This window comes from Pradoshia sp. D12 (assembly GCF_008935075.1).
Classification (GTDB): domain Bacteria; phylum Bacillota; class Bacilli; order Bacillales; family Pradoshiaceae; genus Pradoshia.
The window spans coordinates 2,826,582-2,845,411 of record NZ_CP044545.1; the positions used below are offsets into that span (position 1 = coordinate 2,826,582).

Sequence of the window (18,830 nt, forward strand, 5' to 3'; positions counted from 1 at the left end):
GGTGTAGATGGGGCATAGGTGTTTCATAGGTGGGGCATAGCTGCTTTCCTACACACTTCACCCACCTTTCAGGCACTTTTACCCCGGTATAGCTGGAGCATAGGTGTTTCATAGGTGGGGCATAGCTGCTTTCCTACACACTTCAACCACCTTTCAGGCACCTTTACCCCGGTATAGCTGGAGCATAGGTGTTTCATAGGTGGGCATAGCTGCTTTCCTACACACTTCAACCACCTTTCAGGCACCTTTACCCCGGTATAGCTGGAGCATAGGTGTTTCATAGGTGGGGCATAGCTGCTTTCCTACACACTTCAACCACCTTTCAGGCACTTTTACCCCGGTATAGCTGGAGCATAGGTACTTCATAGGTGGGGCATAGCTGCTTTCCTACATACTTCACCCACCTTTCAGGCACCTTTACTACCCCGGCATATGGTTTGGTGCGGCTATCTCTGTCCTTTGACAAGTACCTCCTACATCCTCACTCAACTATCCAATTCAAACCGAATGAAAAACAGTTGGGTCAACGAAAAAAAAAAGGCATTAACCCGTATTGGATTAATACCTAATTAATTGATTTAGTTAAAAATATCCCGTCAAAGAAAACAAATTCAAAAGGGCGAATTTCATTTCCTACTGACTAATTGTCCGCTCACTCTCCCATAACCATTTAAACCATCTGCCGTGCCCGTCGGTTTCTGCAATCGTATTTTTGTTCAGAATGCCATCCAAATAATAATCCAGATGCAAATATCTATCTTGAATATTATTATAAATATGAAATACCTCCTCTCATCTTCCCAATATCCTTGATGGTTTCCAACAGATGCTTTTTCACATCCATTGGCATTTGGTTAGCAACATGTGTATGAAAAATACAAACAGCATGATTCTCTGGGATATCCTGTATACAGTCAGGTAATAGATCAGCGCCATCACCATTTATCAATCTTAAGGAACTCCCCTTCACATAGGCTGCAGCTTTTTCAAACATAGACAGCCGCTCCGCATGCTCGGGCCATATTAAGGATTTAAGCCACAATTTTTCGTCCTCAACATTTAAATCAACCGTATGTAAATCCAAGCCAATCCTAATTGAAACTGGCGGCGGCATGAAGGGAAGGTTTGGTACATTTTCTCCTTTTATTTCTGCTGAAATTGTAAGTTTAGATTCTGAATTTCCATAGGTACTTTCTTGCCCATATGTATATGAATAGTGATCCCAAAGAAGCTGTAATCCTGCACTTGTTCCAATTTCAATAAGTGCCAAGGGTTTCTTTGCTATCTCATGAACAGTACAAAAGGCGGGGTACAGGTATGCACATCTTCGCACTTCATTGGTTTGAACCCGTCTCGATCTAAGAATAAATTCAATCTCTTCTCGATAAGTAAAGCAAAAATCCCTAAAAGGTCCATAAGATTCCATATATGCTTTCGGATACTCAACCAAACTAGGATAATACTCTTTCAGTGAATGTTCTTTACCCTTTAACAGAAGATAGTGGACAGCACCGAATAAGAGATTTGGTACTGGCTGACCCTCCCTCGCATTCATACATATCTCTAAAAGCGCTTCATCTCCAGAAATTTTTATAGATAAGTGCTCGTATAGCCTGCTGGAGCCTATACATTCTCTTTCAGCAAAATTTATAAAGGTTTGAGACAGAACACTATTAAACAAATGGAAACCCCCTTTTAAAACTAAATAAATGACACCCGCTGTTTGATTTTGATTGGCTTCATTCACCTATAGCTCCCTCACGATACTTACCATTAAATTCTACATAAAACGGCTGAATGCTTTCGTCCAGACAATACTCGATTCTTTGTCTAAAATTATTCCAGGTTACCATTTCCAATGCCTCTGCTATGGGATAAAAACCTACCTCTAAACTTTCAGGGCTGGTAGTGGGAGTACCTCCAATCGCCTTACCCAAGAATAAGGTGTTACAAATAGAATGGTCTATATTTTGAAAAACACCACAAAATTTAGTTACTACGATATCAATCCCCGATTCCTCTTTTGTTTCTCTTATCGCAGCATCTTTGAGTGACTCGCCTTCCTCGACTTGTCCTCCAGGCATTTCCCACCCCCGGTGCGGACCCCTAATCAACAAAATTTCCCCAGCATCGTTTAATACAACCGTTGCTGCAGATACAATATGCTTCGGCACCCTCATCCCCCAAACCCTCTATCATCGGATTTTCATGTTATACTCATCAAATTAATTTCGACATATGGTTTTTATTTTCCTTTATAAAAACTTTTGCAAATAAAAAAGCACTTCAACAAAATACATTGAAATGCTTCCAAAATTAATTAAATTCTACTAAGTAATTAACGTTTACCTCAGCACGTGGACTCTTAAATCTCTTGTCCTAGTTGCTGCATGATTAAGCCCGCTGCGCCTATAACACCCGCATCATTACCAAGAGATGCAACTTTGATTTCAGTTGATTCCGCAACCCGCGGAAAGGCAAATTGCTTAAAGTATTTCTCAATTGGTTTTAAAATAATGTCCCCAGCTTTTGAAACACCACCACCGATTACGATGATGTCGGGGTTAATCATATTGCCCACATTGGCAGCTGCAAGTCCAAGGTATTTAGCTACCTCATCAAGGACATCCTGACTTGCCTGGTCTCCGCCTATAGCACAATCAACTACGTCTTTAGAAGTGATCAACCCATTTTCGTTAAAAACAATCGAGAGGTCCGAATCTGGTTTCTCTTTAATCTTCTCTAACGCCAGCCTTACGATACCGGTAGCTGAGGCGATCGTTTCAACACAGCCTGTTTTCCCACAGTTACAAGGAGCTCCACCCTCTGGCTGAACCGTTATGTGACCGAGCTCACCAGCTGCCCCACTAATTCCATGCACCAAATGCTTATTAGTGATTACACCGCCACCCACACCAGTTCCGAGAGTGATACAGACTAAATCATTTGTACCTTTTCCTGCTCCCTTCCAAAACTCACCGAAGGATGCTACATTCGCATCGTTATCAACCACTGCAGGAATTCCTAATTCTTTTTCCAGCAACTCCTTTAAAGGAAAATCTCTCCAACCGATATTCACGGCCACATAGATTGAACCGTTCTCAAAATTAACTGGACCAGGAGCACCCATTCCGACACCTACTAAATTACCATCCTGCCATTCTTCCAATTTTGCCCTGACAGATTTGCCGATGTCAGAAACAATATGCAGACCATTTTCTTCCGTTCTCGTTATGATTTCCCATTTATGTACAATGGTCCCTTCTTTATCTATAAAAGCAAGCTTAATCGTTGTACCGCCAATATCAATTCCCAGTAACCAATCTTGTTTCCCCAGCATATTGATTCACCTTTTCGATTGTTTTTGTTTTAGCTGTTGCTTTTCCTTCTCATACTCTATTTCTTGTTTCAAGATTAAAATTGCCGTTTGATAATCTCTGATTTCAATCAATTGAGAGTGAAATAGCTCTCTTAATTCTCCTGCCATCATCTCTAGATCAGCTAATCGATCACCCATGTATATGATGGTTCCAAACCTCTTTAAATATTGTTGAATTTCATATACGGATTTCATTTTTGTCACATTCCTTCCTGCTTCTTTAGTATATCTGAATTTAGTTGTTCTCCTCAAGATACTTTCTTTCTGTATTCCGTCAATTGTGACATTTATAAACAAAGCATATGTATTTAGAGTTACACATATATTGCTTAGGACAAAGCATCCGTCTATTTATCATTTGACATCCATTTAAGAATATATACATAAGGCAATAATCTAAAGTGAGGAGAGAATCCTTTTGAAAAAATATATTGGTTACCTAATAGTCGGTTTAGTACTCATATTTACCTTTATGTGGTGGAAACAGCTTTATATACAAAGGGATATAGCTGTTATTAAATATTTTCCACTTAATCAAAAGGCTGCGTTTATTAAAACAACCTCTTCCCTTGTCATGCCTAAGCAGGAAAAAGATACAGAACAGTACGATGTTGCGTTATCGACTGAATCTATTTTAAATCAAACAAGTTATCTCAGACAGGATTTCTCACTTCTTTTTCAAAACGGTCGTTTAAAAGAGTTTACAAAGAAATGGGAGCAGAATACAGATCGAATATCCCAAAAGACAACCGTAAAAGCTCATGAATCTTCTTTATTTCAAGTGGTTACCATTCATTATGCTGAGATTCATACGGAAAACGACAAGATTACCAGCTCATTTAAATTAACTGATAGTAATCTGTTTGTCATTGCTTCACGTTATGGACCAACCAAATCATTTCATTCTCCTGAAACCGAGGAACAAAAGGAATGGGCCTTTACCCTGTCTTCTGTAAGTAATTCCAGGCTGACTAAAGTGCTCAATCGCTATACAGATAACAAAAAGATTGATATTACAAGGTATCACGTAGTTCCCCTGACACAGTTTTCGACTGAAGAAAAAAGATTATTAGCCGGATATTCAGAGCAAAAGCGTCTGGAGATTACGGAAAAGCTATGGGAAGCTTTTTATTCCATTTATGTTTCAGGAATAAAAAAACAGGATGGTACAGTCATAAATCCGATAGACAGTACCATCCCCTTGATTTTGCGTAAACAAGACTCAAACAAACTAATTATTCTTATTCAGGATAAATCAGGCAATATACATGAATATTATCAGCAGCTGCCTTAAAGTAAGATAACTATTCGGAATCAAGCTCATTCAGCGTTGTTTTATAATCTTCATTATTCGGTTCCTGATAAACTGCTATTTGGATATAATCTTTAGCTTTATCGATTTGTCCCAGTTGCCAGTAGAGCAGTCCAATATCATAATATGCTTCTGGAAACACTTCTTGCTGTTCAATGGCTTTTAGAAAATACGTCTCAGCCGCTTTCAGATCATATTGATGATACTTTATATATCCTGCTAAAAAATATGCTTCTGGAGCGTCTTCTTCCTTTAGATAGCCTTCGATAAGCTCATAGGCTTTGGCATATTCCTTAGAATTCACATATTCATGAGCAAGAGTGACATCATTATGATATTTATGGTCAGATTCATTTGATGAATACCCATATACTAAAGCTCCTATTGTTAACAAAACGGTCAGGAGCAGCGCACCCATTTGCACGGCAAGCTTAGGATTTTTCGGCAATCTGACAATCGTTGCTGCGAGGAATCCACCTATTAAACCGCCGATATGGCCGGCACTATCTATAGCATCTGCAGAGAATGTAATAACCAGGTTGATGGCCAAAATTACAATCACATTCCATCCCATTGTTCTGAAAAAGAGATTGGGGTGGAGTATACCAAACAATAGCAAGGCACCGAGTAAGCCAAATATCGCACCACTGGCACCGGCTGATAGATTGGGCATCAAAATAAAACTTGCTACCGAACCAATAAAGCCTGCAAAAAAGTAAATAACCAGAAATCTTAAGCTTCCATAAATACGCTCAACAATAACTCCGACAAAATACAAACTTAAGGTGTTCAGAATCAAGTGTGTAAATCCAATATGAAGAAAGATGGGTGTGAAGAATCTCCACCATTCCCCTTCCATAATCAATGGGTTATACTTTGCACCAAATTGGATGAGGGTTTCAGTGTTTGTACTTCCGCCACGCATCTCGAGTAAAATAAACACAAGAACTTGGATGGCCATTAACAAGTATGTAAAGATTGGTTTGCCATGGCTAAAGATTTGTTCATCTTGTTTCTGCTTTTGGTAAGAAGCAGCCAAAGCATCTTCTTTAAGATGGTTAATTTCATTTTCTTCTATAAACTCATAATCCCTGTTGACCACTTCCAACGGAAACCCCAGAAAGCTTTCCAATTCCGTCAAAGATTCTTCCATAGCCTCTGTTTGAAAAATCATGGTATCAATCGTAATTTTTGCACGACTTTCGTTTGAGTATCTTCCAAGGACATCCGAATAATCATCAACCGGAGCATATTGACTAACATAAATGGTTTTAACAGTTAGTTCCTTCCTGGAAAGAAACCTACGAATCTTCTCTGCATTCTGCAGTACAAGATTTCGGTCACGCTTCATATTATTGGACCAATCCAAATCTTCTCTTTTTATACGGATTAGGGGATCTATCCGACTCGACTGATTTTCAAGCCATATTTCTTGCTGATCAGTGGATGCAGATATAAATCGATACCCTTTTTTCGTAATCAATTGATTGATAAAGGACCAATAGATATATTCTTCTTTAAAACTCACGGATTCCCCTACTTTCTCTCCCTAAAAAGTTTCTATATCTATTTTATCATTACGTAAGAGGAACAGAAATAATTCCTCTGGTCATTATGTTTGATCTTGCACAGTTTTAAATATTGGCAATTCCATTAGAACGGCTATAAGGATGTTGCGCAGTACTTGATTCTTCATAATGGAAGACCTCTTTTGAAACACTATATACCCTATTATGCCAGATACGAAAATAATTAAGAATTTATTCATGTAAAAATCCCTCCTGTATTACCATATAGTTTGGTGAACAGGAGGGATTTTTATTCTACTTATAGTAACTGATCAAGAATTGGATTCATCGTTTCTTTTAATACTTTAACAGAATGTGAAAATTTCTCTTGCTCATCATCTGATAATTTCAGTTCGAGGATATCAGAAATTCCTTCACGGTTTACTATCGCAGGGACACCTACATACACATCTTCTTGTCCGTACTCCCCATCTAGGAAGGTTGACACTGTCAAAATGCTGTTTTCATTCTGAAGGATGGCTTTTGTAATACGAACCAGACCCATGGCAATTCCATAGAATGTTGCACCTTTTCGATTAATGATTTCATAAGCTGCATCACGTACATTAATAAAAATCTTATCCAAATCTTCCATGGAATGATTAGGTTTATCTTTAATCAGTTCGTTCATATTCTTTCCGCCTACATTGGCATGGCTCCATACAGGTAATTCAGTATCCCCATGTTCTCCAATGATATAGGCATGGACATTTCGAGGATCCACTTCAAAATAATCGCTTAACATAAATCGAAATCTGGCCGTATCAAGAATCGTACCAGAGCCAAGTACGCGATGTTTAGGAAGACCTGAAAATTTCCATGTTGCATATGTAAGGATATCAACTGGGTTCGCAGCCACAAGAAAGATCCCATTAAATCCATTAGCCATAATTTCTCCAACAATGGATTTAAAGATTTTCATATTTTTTTCAACTAAATCTAAACGTGTTTCACCAGGCTTCTGATTCGCTCCTGCAGTTAGAACGATAATGTCTGCATCTTTACAGTCTGAATAATCTCCGAACCAAATTTTCGTTCTATTCGGTGCAAATGGAGTTCCATGATTCAAATCCATTGCATCGCCTTCTGCTTTATCCTTATTTAAATCAATTAAAACAAATTCTTCAGCAATTCCCTGATTTAACATAGCGAATGCATAGCTGCTTCCAACAAAACCTGTACCAACAAGGACAACACGATTTACATTCTTTTTCATTAACAAAAACCACCTTTTCACACTGCATACAAGCTCTTTATACCCTAGTATTATGTGATACTATACCAAGTTATTATACAAAAAATAGTGCTTATCAGAATTGAGCTTAGATTTACAGTTTCGTTATTAATCCAGTTAATTCCTTTCCTTTTAACAGTCCGTGTATTGCAGTGCACTTTTTTCTCCGTATGAACCGAACAAACTGGGCATATATATTCGACTTGCAGGAAAGCCCCCAGTAAGGTATCCAGAATACTGCCCAGAAATCCGAATGCACTCAGTAGGAGAATTGTTGAAAATGACAGATTAAACAGTATACCTGCTATTACTGCAATGAATATGGAGCCAAACAGCCCGGCCAGAGTTCCATGGACTGAGACTGCCCCTGAAGTACCCCGTTCACATCTTTTCAAACTGATTATATGGATTGGGTCAGATTTACTCAATACTCCAAGTTCAGATGACCATGTATCAGAAGTAGCTGCTGAAATTGATACGATAAAGGAAATTAACCAAATATCAGAACCGTCAGATATAAAATAAAGTAAAGAACTTATACCAGCAGGACCGCCATTTGCTGCTACCTGGGCCCAATTTCGTCTGCTTCCGTTTGCTAATTTTTTATCAATACTCTGCTTAATTCTTTTTTTATAACTGGAAAACAGACTAGATGAGGAAAAAAACAAACCAATTAGTAGTAAACCTTCCCATCCAAGTCCTATAACAATTAAAGCTCCCAAAAGAAATGCTGCGAGAGCACCGGATTTATTCAGAGCTTTAAGCCGATATGCCCCGTAGGAGCCGACAGCAACAGCGCCGTAAATAATTAAGTTACCCACAATTTATTACCCCTTGTTCTGTGAATAGATAGTCGACAGGGATGTCGAACTCTTCTGTATGGATATCATCTCTTATTTGCATCATAAACGCCAGCGAAAGTTTGATTCCATAAAATGATGCCAAATAACGATCATAATAGCCGCCACCAAATCCAATCCGATATCCAGTTGTTGAGAATAGGAGTCCCGGAACTACCATTATATCGATTTGGTCGGATTCTATCTTTTGTGTTTTATCCGGTCTGGGCTCTTTTAAACCACTATAAACTGACTCAAGTATCGTATTTGGACGATAGTCATAAAATTCCATATGCTTTGTGTGTGGATAGCATTTTGGAATCACGATATTCTTTTTCTCTTTCCACGCTCTCTCGATAATCTCTTTCGTTTCAATCTCAGGATGCCGAGAAATTGTGATTCCGATTGTCTTTGCATTCTTCCATATGTCATGACTAAATAAGTATTCAACAATTTTAGATGTATATGTATCCCGCTCGTATGACGGAAATTCCGCTAATAAACTCCGATAAGTCGATCTTAATTCTCCCTTTAACATTGCGTTAAATCCCCTTAAATTCTATATAATCCCAAAAAAAAACAACAGGAGAGAACCTCCTGTTGTTTTATTTTGTTTCGCGGTGTGCAGTTGTACGCTTCTCTCTTGGGCAATATTTTTTAAGCTCAAGACGATCAGGATTATTACGTTTATTTTTTGTGCTGATATAATTACGCTCACCGCACTCTGTGCAAGCTAAAGTAATGTTTACACGCATGTGAGTCCCTCCAGTTCATTCAAAACTTCATTTTATACGACTTTTCTATAATATCACCTTTCACTAATAAATGCTAGTCTGATTTTTGACCAAGTAATCAAACAGCATGACTTCCTCTTTATTCTTGCCTGTAATTATCCAATTAGAAACCCCCATTTTCACTCCGGGCTCCACTAGAAGCTTGTACATCGTTGTACAGACAACTAGACCTCTGGCTAAAGGAGAGTGGATAATTTGGCCATTTTCCATTAATTCGTACACCGCTTTTTTATGTTTTCGTTCCATTATCGATATAGATGCACAATCATTTCCATTTAATAAGCTTATCGTATTCTTACCATATAAATAGATTAAAGAATCCGCAGGACTATAAAAACTTGCTGATACTTCACTAAAGGCCTCATGAACAAAAAATATCTTAATTTCAAGTGGTCGATCCCCATCATTTTTGCAGACTACATCTACTCTATCGAAATAATCATTATTTGTTAACTGTACTGCAGCAGATATCCCCTCTTGATCTTGATCGTTTTTGCACCAAAGATAGGGTACGATTAATCCGGATTTATCATCAACAAGCCTTTTACAGCTGGCTTTTTTAGTACTTTTATTTAAAGAGTCTAACTGGTCCATGCGGTACCACCCCTTTCATTTATCTTACCTGCTTTAGCGAGCCACTAATATCTTCCATTAAATCCTAACACTCCCTGAACTAGATGACAATGAACGCATATTGTCGAAGAACCACTACCTACTTCCAAATTATGAGCAATACTTCCTTTTTCATATATTTTTACCAAAATCCAGTGAAAATTGTTGTACAATAGGGATTGTAATTTAATTTGGGAGGGTATTCATGATAATCATTTTGATTTGTTTATTTTCTCTATCTGTCTTACTGTTCTTACTATCGTTATTTTATAAAGGACAGGAAACTAAAGTAGAAAAAGAGATTGAACAGCTTTCATTAGAGCATGTACAAGAAATGTATATAATTAAAAAACGAATTCGTGCACTTGAGGAGGAAATCCTGCACGAGGAATCGTTTTCGGAGGTATCTTTTTTAACTAATTCCTCGCCCATACACGAGGTTATTCAAAATCAGGTCATTCATTTGTACAAACAAGGATTATCGATTGAACAAATTTCCAGGCAATCTGCATTATCAAACAATGAGGTAATTAGGATCCTTGAAAGTCAGGGAGGCGATCTTCATTGAACCGACTATACATATCTGGAGCAGCTGCAGGTATTTTTTTAGCCACAAGCGTATTTACGGCATATTATCTTGCCACAGATGAATCAGCAGCTAAAAAGGTGCCCCTTTCAAGCGAGGACGCTCAAAAAACTCTACAGGAGGATGGTTATCATGTTTTATCAAAAAGTGAGTGGGATGACTATCAAAAGAACCTTCAATCTATTAATCAACTAAAAACAGAAAATCAACAAAGTAATAAAGAAGAAACTGTAGCCATTAGATTATCGATTAAGCCTGGAATGGCTTCCGACGAGATTATCAGCCTATTAAAAGAGGAGCGCGTGATTGAAGATACTGATAAGTTTTCTACCTACTTGAATAATCGGGATCTCACAAAAAAGATTCAGACTGGGACCTATACAGTTTATAAAAACATGGACTATGCTGCCTTATCTGCTATTTTAACGAAGGGTAAATAGTGCATCAAAGTGGCAGCTTTTAAACTGGGATGACCTTTGCAATAACATCCCAGATTTTTCTGTTTTGATCAATACTCTCTTCCCCTGAATCGATAATATCGGCCTTTTCAATTAAATTATTCATCGCATGATCAACAAAGCCGGGTAAAGGCAGTTCTTTTATAGCTTTGGCCATTTTTTCTGGATAAATATGACCATAGATTTCAATAGCCATAGAGAGCTCAGATACCGATAATTCCCTTCCGTATTTCTTTTGATAGTTTGCTTTCAGTTTCCTTGCCAGCTTAATGGCTGTTTTAGGGTTTGGGATGATGGATTCCAATTCTTTATTATTGTCTATATGAACAGCTTTTTCACTCAGAAAATAGGTTATAGGTACTCCGTCCACTTCTACTGTCTCTTTTTCCTTCATTCTCTAATCCCCCTTTTATTAATAAATGTTATTTTCTTATATCCAAGTCACCAATTTATAAACCTCTTTAAGGATTGTCCGTTAGTCGGATAAAGCTAGAATTTTAATTAAACGCTTTTTACAACCTCAATAAAACTGTTATACATACTTATCCACTTTTCTTCATAATATGTACAAGTTACTAATACATAAGAAGATGGAGTGAAAGCGTGAGCGGACATATTATGTTTAGTTATTTTTTGTTAGGAATAACATTGGCGGCACCCATTGGTCCGGTTAACTCAGCCCGAATTGATAAGGGGATCAAAAACGGTTTTTTACACGCCTGGGTAGTAGGCGCAGGATCTATGATTGCGGATGGAATATTCATGTTATTGGTCTATTTGGGTTTTGTACAATTTATTACGATTCCATATGTCCAGATTTTCCTTTGGCTCTTTGGAGGATTTGTTCTTATTTATACCGGAATTGAAAGCATTTTGAGGGTCCATACACTTTCATTGGAAGATTATCGTACGAAAGACTCGTTATCGAAATCTTTTTTAACTGGATTTATAATGTCCATTACAAGTCCATTATCCATCCTCTTTTGGATAGGAATATATGGGTCGGTTCTCGCTAAAACAGTTACTTCGTACGGTACAAGCTCTCTTCTCGTGTACAGCTTGATGATTTTTCTCGGGCTAACTTTTTGGGACATTACCGTTGCCTTTCTAACAACTGGGTTCAGAAGATTTCTGAATGACACTAGCTTGAAAGCTATTTCAGCCTTTTCTGGAATTTCTCTGGTCGGTTTTGGAGTATATTTTGGTTTTCAGGGCATAAAGACATTATTTTTTTAAGCATTAAAAATAGGCACAAGAAAAAATGGAGTTCCCTATATGGGAATCTCCATTTTTATTATCACAATTCTATTCATTTAAATGATAGTGTCTTCCTTTAATCATATAAAGGGTTTCTTCCGCCATATTAGTTATATGATCGCCTATTCTTTCATAGTGGCGGACAATAAACAATAACTGAGAATTTTCGTTAACCGTAGCAGACTCAGGATGCTTCATTTCAAGTATTTTACGGATTTCCTGTCCATATAAATCATCCACTGTATCATCGAGCTCTGCAAGTTCCTTAGAAAGGACAATATTTTCCTCCATAAAGGATTTATTGAACATATCAAGCATTTTCATACAAGTAGCGTGCATTTCGCCTACAGCCTCATTAACAAAGGGCTTTTCTTCCTTTGATAATCTAATCGCAGTTTTGGCAACATTCTTTGCATAATCACCAACCCGTTCAATTTCAGAACCGATTTTAATAGCTGAAACAATATGCCTTAAATCCGTTGCAACAGGCTGCTGCTTTGCAATCATCAAGATAGCCAGTTCATCAAGCTCTTCTTCCATTTTATCAAGCTTTTTATCATCCTCTATAACAGAAAGTGCTAGCTCTACATCATTTTTCAGCAATGCTTGGTACGATTTATTCAAGGCAGATGAAGCAAAACGTTCCATATCTATTACTTTAAGCTTTAATTCCTTTAGCTCGCTCTCGAATTTTTCTCTTAAAACCATTTTTTATTCTCCCTTCAAAATGATCTGGCTTATCCGAAACGTCCTGTTATATAATCTTCTGTTCTCTTATCATATGGGTTTGAGAAAATCTTATCTGTCTTGTCATATTCAATGACTTCACCATTCAAGAAGAAGGCAGTTTTGTCAGATATACGAGCTGCTTGCTGCATATTATGCGTAACGATAATAATACTGAATTTCTCTTTCAACTCTTGTACGAGTTCTTCAACCTTTAATGTTGAAATTGGATCTAATGCGGAAGTCGGTTCATCCATTAATATCACATCAGGAGAAACGGCAAGGCATCGTGCCAAACAAATACGTTGCTGCTGTCCGCCTGATAGTCCGTTGGCGTTTGTATGCAATCGATCCTTAACTTCGTCCCAGATTGCTGCACCACGCAAGCTTTTTTCTACAATTTCATCCAATTCTTTTTTGTTTTTAATACCATGTATTTTAGGTCCGTATGCTACATTTTCATAAATAGACTTTGGAAAAGGATTTGGCTTCTGAAATACCATTCCAACTTTTGTCCGTAATTCTTCCACTTGAAAATCTTTATCAAAGATATTCTGTCCCCGGTAAAATATATCACCAGAAGTACGAACACTTGGAATAAGTTCAATCATTCTATTTAATACTTTAATATAAGTAGATTTCCCACATCCAGATGGGCCAATAATGGCTGTAACCTCATTTTCATTAATGGCAAGATTAATATCCTTTAAAGCATGGTGATCACCATACCACAAATCCAAACCCTGTGTATCGTAAACAAGTTTACTAGACTTTTCCGTTTTAGCCGGGTTGGCTTCTTTTAATTCTATCATCTCAATTTCCCCCTTGGTAATGGTGATTTCACTTAAGACACAGATGCCTTTTGTTTTGTTTTACTTTTGCCGCCTTCAAAATGTTTTTGGATAATTTTTGAGAATAAACGTGCAAGGAGATTAAAGATTAATACCATTATAATCAATACTGCTGCTGATTTAGTCGCGATTGCCGTTGCATCCGGAACAATTCCTTCAGAATTTAATTTCCAAATATGAACAGCCAATGTCTCTGCAGGTCTGAATATATTAAAAGGATTAACCGGACTTGTTAGATCGGCTGCTGTATTCAAGATTGGTGTTGTCAATCCTGCTGTAAAAATTAACGCTGCTGCTTCACCAAAAATACGACCAGCTGCCAGGATAACTCCCGTTATAATTTGAGGCATTGCTGTAGGAAGAGCAATTTTTACAATTGTCTGCCATTTGGTAGCCCCAAGTCCCAGACTGGCTTCTTTAACACCGGCTGATACCTCTGTAATTGCCGCTTCACTGACACGTGTTAAACTCGGTAAATTCAGAATCGTAATTGCTAGTGCCCCTCCGATAATGGTGTACCCCCAACCTGTAGCTGTGACAAATACCAATAAACCAAATAAACCAACTACAATGGACGGGAGAGAGGCCATCGTATCAATGCATAATCGGATAAACGTTAATAACTTTCCGGGTTTGGCATACTCCGCCAAATAAATACCTGCGCCTAAGCCAAGCGGTACAGAGATTATCAGAGTAATAATTAACATATAGAAAGAGTTAAATAGCTGATATCCGATTCCCCCACCAGCATCCATATTGCTAGAACGACCAGTCAGAAAAGATGGGTCCCAGAAACCCCAGCCCTTTTTGAGTATTTCAAATACTAAATAACTCAATAAAATAATGACAAAAATAGCAACGATATAGAAAATACCCGTCCAGATTTTATTTACTGTTCTAGCGCTCATTTCTGTGCCCCCCTATTCCCGATAAAACGAATAATCATGATGAATAAGAATGACATGATTAAAAGTATTAGCGCGAGGCTCCATAATGCATTATTCCATGCAGTTCCATTCATTGTATTAGACATGTCCATCGTTAAAATTCCAGTTAACGTTGCCGTGGGATCATTTAAGCCAGTCGGCAATTTAACCGTATTTCCGATAACCATCTGAACGGCAAGTGCTTCACCAAAAGCACGTGCAAGCCCCATAACGATTCCTGTAAAGATGCCATTCTTTGCGGCAGGAATGATTACTCGGCTGATTGCCTGCCATCTCGTGGAACCGAGCCCATAGGAGGCTTCCAGAAGCTGTGGCGGGACATTTTTTAACGCATCTGTTGCCAAGCTTGCAATAGTCGGTAATATCATGATACTAAGTACAATTATCCCGGCTGTTAAACTGAATCCTACTCCGCCGAATGTGTTTCTAAGTAGGGGAACTAATAAAGTCACACCTAGCAAACCATAAACAACGGATGGAATACCAACCAGCAATTCCAAAACCGGCTGCAAGACCTTTTTTCCGAATTTCGGGGAAATAAAGTTCGTAAATATTGCTAGAGCTATTGCAATAGGTGCACTGATAACAATGGCACCAATTGATACAAGTATAGAACCGATGATAAATATCAAAGCTCCATATTCCCCATCATTGGGACTCCAGTTTGTTGAGGTCAACATCTCCACTATAGAGATATTACTGTTTGTAAATGACTGAATACCCTTTCCTGTAATAAAAACGATAATAGCCAAAGTTGTTACAACGATTAATAGTCCACATAATGTAACAAGAATCCGTCCGATATATTCACTTTTCCAATAGTTGATTGGTTTATGATCATTCAAGCCTTTTCGCTCCTTCCGGCAAACAGATGATAACCAGGCTGTTTGACTTCCTGTTTACTTCATCCTTGGAATTATTCTTTATTTTCTAGCTCTAACATTGGAATGTATCCCATTTTCGTAACGGTTTCGGCAAACTCATCACTCCTAATGAAATCCATATAACCTTTAACAGCTCCGCCTATTTCGCCTTTCGTTACCATATATTCATAGGACCAAAAAGAGTAGCTGCCATTTACCACATTCTCAATTGTGGGTTCAGCCCCATTAATAGTTACCGGTTTTAAGGATGAGCCTTTCCCCTCAGCGAGGTAGCTCATAGCCAGATAACTAATAGAACCAGGTGTGGAATTAATCGAGTTTTCTACAGCACCGTTAGAATCCTGAGTTGTTCCAACCCCTGTATTCATGCTGACATCCTTCATGATTGTTTTTTCAAAGGCATATCGGGTACCTGATGATTCTGGTCTGTTCACGACATTTATTTCTGAATCAGCTCCGCCAACCTCTTTCCAGTTTTTAATTTTTCCGGAGAAGATTCCTTGGATTTGTTCAATTGTTAAATTATCTACATTGGCATCATCATTCACCACTATGCCAAACGCAATACCGGCTACTTTATAATCGACCAGTTCTTCTGCTAATTTCTCATCTTCAATTTTATCTGCTGAAGGTAGATCAGAGTTTCCGATATTGACTGCACCACTCGCCACTTGATTTATACCTGTTCCGCTTCCACCGCCTTGAACAGTAACCGATACATTTGGATTTTTCGCCATAAATTCAGTTGCTGCTTCATCTGCCAATGGTAGTAAAGCTGTAGAACCAGCTGCATTTATGATTCCTGTGTATCCTTCTTCTTCAGAGCCGCTTCCCGCCTTTGCTCCTCCTCCATTATTACTGGTACAAGCTGCCAGCAATCCGATTATAAGTATCAAAGTAATCATAAATGCTGTTTTCCTTCTACGCATTTCCAATCCTCCCATATACTTTGGCTATTTATTTGTAATTTTTAATTTTCACCCTTTACATTTTCTATAGTAAAGATAAAGTTTAAATACTGTGTTAAAGAATTGTAAACGTAGTGTAAAAAATCAAAAGTTTATTGTAAAGATGACTGCAAAATCCTAGAAACCGCACTATTTATTTGTAATAATAATCCAAAAGAATGATACTTACCTAAATTATGCTGGCAGTAAATAAAAAAGGTCTGCCCCATAAATCAAGGCAGACCCAATTTTCTATTAATCTTTTATTTTTGTTTAGCTCGTTCTTCTTTTAATTCATAATATTTTTCATAAACTTCTTTTGCGATTTCGAGGTTCATTTTATGTCCTGACGAATTTTGGTAAGCCCATGGTACTACTACACTCATGGCAATTTCCGGGTTATCGGCAGGAGCATAGGTAACAAAGGTTATATTATAGGTTTCTGGCTGTACAGTACCCTTTTCCCATTTAGGTCCATCATAAAAGGCTTCCGCTGTACCTGTTTTACCTGCTGGTTTATAGTCAGCATTTCCAAAATAAGAGTAGGCGGTTCCTCCGGTGGATTGGGTAACTTGTCTAAATCCTTCCTGGACACGTTCAATCCATTCAGTTTTCATTGGAAGAGTATTCATCACTTCTGTTTTAACCTCTTTAATAACCGGTCCAAGCGTATTATCTTCATCATCATCCACTGGCTCACGGACTTGTTTTAAAACATGCGGTTTTATACGGTTACCTCCATTTGCAATGGTAGAAACATATTGAGCCAACTGCAATGGAGTATACGTATCGTATTGGCCAATGGAAAAGTCCATTAATAATCCGGCACCCTGCGAGGATCCTTTATAGCCGATTTGTTCACCAGGTAAGTCTATACCTGTTTTAACACCTAAGCCAAATTGACTGTAATAATTCCTCATTGTGCTGAATGCTGAGTTATTAACTTTCAGAGAGCCTCCCGGAACATAGTTTCCTTTACCAAGAGCAATCGCTGTTTTAAACATGTAGACATTGGAGGATACTTTCAGTGCTTCAATGTCACTAATATTCCCAAAATTCTTCCATGATTTTTTAATTGGCGTGGCTTTAATCTTCATTGGTCCATCATAAATGACTTGTCCAGGTTTTATTGCACCGGTCTGGTATCCCGTTAAAATAGTTGCTCCTTTAACTGAAGAGCCCATGGCATAGGATGAAGTAAAAGTTCCCAATGCCATATCATTCATTTGCATTTTTCCATTATCATCGGCTGCATATTGTTTACCAGCCAGAGTTAGGAGTTCACCAGTATTAGGATTCGTTACAACAACAAAAGCACGATCGAGATATTTTGTATTCCCGCTTGCTTTCTTTTCCTTCAATTGCTTTTCAATAATTTCTTCTGTGGCTATTTGAAGATCCATATCAACTGTTAATACAAGATCCTTACCTCTTTGTCCTTCAGAAATAACCTCCGTGCTGACAATATCGCCGGATGTATTAGTTACATTTCTAATTTTCTCCTGTTGACCGCGTAATAAATCTTCATATTGCTGTTCTAAGTAGGAGGTTCCAACTCTATCATTTCGACTGTAGCCCCGAGCTAAATAATAACTTGTTTTATCAGAGGGCAATCCTTCGCTGGCACTTGATACTTTACCTAAAACAGATTTAAGCGTATCGCCATACGCATATTTACGTTCCCAATCTGTTGTTGTATCAACGCCTGGAAGAGATTCAATCTGCTCATTAACTCTCGCTACCTCTTCATATGTCGTTCCTTTATTTTTCACAATTTGCGGAGTTAAATAGTAACCGGCAATAAACTTGCTATAGATCGCCAGCACTTCCAACTCACTTTGACTGTAATCTATTTCTTTTTCAGTAATTCGCTCAAGCTGTAATTTGTATATATCATCATCTGTCAGCTTTCCATCACTTAATTGCTGATATTCTTTTTCTGTTACTTTCTTTTTAGCAGCTTCTGGGTTATTTAAAATCCAAAAGTCTTTCATATCCCTTTCACGAACTTTATCAGTATCAACCTCAATTAGCTTGGAAAGTTTTTCAGCAGTTTCAAGCATCTCTTTGCTTGAGGTTTTTTGTGTACGTGTGTAAGTTATCGCATATAAAGGTTGATTATCAACGATGATTTTTCCATTTCGATCATATATTTTTCCCCTCGGCACAGAATTGCTCACAGTTACATCCTCTGTCCGCTCTATTTCACGCTTATAGTCATCTCCATATACAATCTGAACAATTCCTAAACGGAGTATTAATGCAGAAAACATTACAAATACTGCAAAAAACAGTAGATTCAGGCGAACAGGTACATGTTTTTTCTTTTTCTTTTTTCTGACTTTCACTGTCCCCATCCCTTCTAATACACATTTCTTATCATTTTATTATCAATTTTTAAAGATTAACAGAAGTAAAAGATTCCAGCAACTTTTA

At 37.8% G+C, this 18,830-nt stretch carries 21 protein-coding genes and 1 pseudogene; 4 read left to right on the forward strand and 18 right to left on the reverse strand.

What is annotated here, in order from left to right:
* Nucleotides 1-633: 633 nt before the first annotated feature.
* From F7984_RS13545 to F7984_RS13560, 4 genes and pseudogenes are all read right to left on the reverse strand, one after another.
* Nucleotides 634-1,681, reverse strand: a pseudogene (locus F7984_RS13545) (DUF2332 domain-containing protein).
* A gap of 58 nt (nucleotides 1,682-1,739) precedes the next feature.
* Nucleotides 1,740-2,180, reverse strand: coding sequence for an NUDIX hydrolase (locus F7984_RS13550; RefSeq protein ID WP_139892551.1), 441 nt, complete (start codon nucleotides 2,178-2,180; stop codon nucleotides 1,740-1,742).
* A gap of 185 nt (nucleotides 2,181-2,365) precedes the next feature.
* Complete coding sequence (locus F7984_RS13555; protein WP_066105090.1) at nucleotides 2,366-3,340, reverse strand: ROK family glucokinase; 975 nt, start codon at nucleotides 3,338-3,340, stop codon at nucleotides 2,366-2,368.
* Nucleotides 3,341-3,346: 6 nt separating this feature from the next.
* Nucleotides 3,347-3,574, reverse strand: coding sequence for a YqgQ family protein (locus F7984_RS13560; RefSeq protein WP_066105666.1), 228 nt, complete (start codon nucleotides 3,572-3,574; stop codon nucleotides 3,347-3,349).
* 223 nt (nucleotides 3,575-3,797) lie between these two features.
* Here F7984_RS13560 and F7984_RS13565 point away from each other — a divergent pair, with 223 nt between their 5' ends.
* Nucleotides 3,798-4,673 (forward strand): hypothetical protein, encoded by an 876-nt coding sequence (locus F7984_RS13565; RefSeq protein ID WP_066105093.1) that lies wholly within the window; start codon nucleotides 3,798-3,800, stop codon nucleotides 4,671-4,673.
* 10 nt (nucleotides 4,674-4,683) lie between these two features.
* On the opposite strand, the gene F7984_RS13570 is transcribed toward F7984_RS13565, so the two are convergent.
* From F7984_RS13570 to F7984_RS13595, 7 genes are all read right to left on the reverse strand, one after another.
* Nucleotides 4,684-6,219 (reverse strand): rhomboid family intramembrane serine protease, encoded by a 1,536-nt coding sequence (locus F7984_RS13570; protein WP_140462020.1) that lies wholly within the window; start codon nucleotides 6,217-6,219, stop codon nucleotides 4,684-4,686.
* 84 nt (nucleotides 6,220-6,303) lie between these two features.
* On the reverse strand, nucleotides 6,304-6,459 hold the full coding sequence (locus F7984_RS19145) for a hypothetical protein (protein ID WP_175354273.1): 156 nt from the start codon (nucleotides 6,457-6,459) through the stop codon (nucleotides 6,304-6,306).
* 59 nt (nucleotides 6,460-6,518) lie between these two features.
* Nucleotides 6,519-7,475 carry an L-lactate dehydrogenase gene (locus F7984_RS13575; RefSeq protein ID WP_066105102.1) on the reverse strand — a complete coding sequence of 319 codons (957 nt, stop codon included), beginning with the start codon at nucleotides 7,473-7,475 and terminating at the stop codon, nucleotides 6,519-6,521.
* Nucleotides 7,476-7,525: 50 nt separating this feature from the next.
* Nucleotides 7,526-8,314, reverse strand: coding sequence for a DUF92 domain-containing protein (locus F7984_RS13580; RefSeq protein WP_140462019.1), 789 nt, complete (start codon nucleotides 8,312-8,314; stop codon nucleotides 7,526-7,528).
* The gene (locus F7984_RS13585; protein ID WP_066105107.1) at nucleotides 8,307-8,870 is read right to left on the reverse strand and encodes a 5-formyltetrahydrofolate cyclo-ligase; all 564 of its coding nucleotides are present in this window, start codon (nucleotides 8,868-8,870) and stop codon (nucleotides 8,307-8,309) included. Before F7984_RS13585 ends, F7984_RS13580 begins: the two co-directional genes overlap by 8 nt.
* A 67-nt stretch (nucleotides 8,871-8,937) precedes the next feature.
* Entirely contained in the window at nucleotides 8,938-9,087 is a 150-nt protein-coding gene (gene rpmG / locus F7984_RS13590) for a 50S ribosomal protein L33 (protein WP_066105110.1), read from the reverse strand.
* 63 nt (nucleotides 9,088-9,150) lie between these two features.
* Complete coding sequence (locus tag F7984_RS13595) at nucleotides 9,151-9,720, reverse strand: hypothetical protein (protein ID WP_066105112.1); 570 nt, start codon at nucleotides 9,718-9,720, stop codon at nucleotides 9,151-9,153.
* 223 nt (nucleotides 9,721-9,943) lie between these two features.
* Between F7984_RS13595 and F7984_RS13600 the strand changes: the two genes are divergently transcribed.
* Nucleotides 9,944-10,306 (forward strand): hypothetical protein, encoded by a 363-nt coding sequence (locus F7984_RS13600; protein ID WP_140462018.1) that lies wholly within the window; start codon nucleotides 9,944-9,946, stop codon nucleotides 10,304-10,306.
* Nucleotides 10,303-10,764, forward strand: a complete 462-nt coding sequence (locus F7984_RS13605; protein WP_066105120.1) for an MltG/YceG/YrrL family protein — start codon at nucleotides 10,303-10,305, stop codon at nucleotides 10,762-10,764. The genes F7984_RS13600 and F7984_RS13605 overlap by 4 nt, the downstream gene beginning before the upstream one ends.
* Nucleotides 10,765-10,783: 19 nt before the next feature.
* Here the strand turns inward: F7984_RS13605 and F7984_RS13610 are convergent, their stop codons facing one another.
* On the reverse strand, nucleotides 10,784-11,176 hold the full coding sequence (locus F7984_RS13610; RefSeq protein WP_066105123.1) for a hypothetical protein: 393 nt from the start codon (nucleotides 11,174-11,176) through the stop codon (nucleotides 10,784-10,786).
* A gap of 224 nt (nucleotides 11,177-11,400) precedes the next feature.
* On the opposite strand from F7984_RS13610, the gene F7984_RS13615 reads away from it, so the two are divergent.
* Entirely contained in the window at nucleotides 11,401-12,018 is a 618-nt protein-coding gene (locus tag F7984_RS13615; RefSeq protein ID WP_066105670.1) for a LysE family transporter, read from the forward strand.
* A 69-nt stretch (nucleotides 12,019-12,087) separates the two neighbouring features.
* On the opposite strand, the gene phoU is transcribed toward F7984_RS13615, so the two are convergent.
* The 6 genes from phoU to F7984_RS13645 form a co-directional block, all read right to left on the reverse strand.
* The gene (gene phoU, locus F7984_RS13620; RefSeq protein ID WP_066105126.1) at nucleotides 12,088-12,747 is read right to left on the reverse strand and encodes a phosphate signaling complex protein PhoU; all 660 of its coding nucleotides are present in this window, start codon (nucleotides 12,745-12,747) and stop codon (nucleotides 12,088-12,090) included.
* A gap of 29 nt (nucleotides 12,748-12,776) precedes the next feature.
* Nucleotides 12,777-13,577: a phosphate ABC transporter ATP-binding protein PstB gene (gene pstB / locus F7984_RS13625; protein WP_140462017.1), complete on the reverse strand. Its 801-nt coding sequence runs from the start codon at nucleotides 13,575-13,577 to the stop codon at nucleotides 12,777-12,779.
* 32 nt (nucleotides 13,578-13,609) lie between these two features.
* The gene (gene pstA / locus F7984_RS13630; protein ID WP_066105131.1) at nucleotides 13,610-14,524 is read right to left on the reverse strand and encodes a phosphate ABC transporter permease PstA; all 915 of its coding nucleotides are present in this window, start codon (nucleotides 14,522-14,524) and stop codon (nucleotides 13,610-13,612) included.
* Nucleotides 14,521-15,408, reverse strand: a complete 888-nt coding sequence (gene pstC, locus F7984_RS13635) for a phosphate ABC transporter permease subunit PstC (protein ID WP_140462016.1) — start codon at nucleotides 15,406-15,408, stop codon at nucleotides 14,521-14,523. The genes pstA and pstC overlap by 4 nt, the downstream gene beginning before the upstream one ends.
* A gap of 71 nt (nucleotides 15,409-15,479) precedes the next feature.
* A complete protein-coding gene (locus F7984_RS13640) occupies nucleotides 15,480-16,376 on the reverse strand; it encodes a phosphate ABC transporter substrate-binding protein PstS family protein (RefSeq protein ID WP_140462015.1) in 897 nt (298 codons plus the stop codon).
* A 281-nt stretch (nucleotides 16,377-16,657) separates the two neighbouring features.
* Nucleotides 16,658-18,742 carry a peptidoglycan D,D-transpeptidase FtsI family protein gene (locus F7984_RS13645; RefSeq protein ID WP_254654710.1) on the reverse strand — a complete coding sequence of 695 codons (2,085 nt, stop codon included), beginning with the start codon at nucleotides 18,740-18,742 and terminating at the stop codon, nucleotides 16,658-16,660.
* Nucleotides 18,743-18,830: the final 88 nt, after the last annotated feature.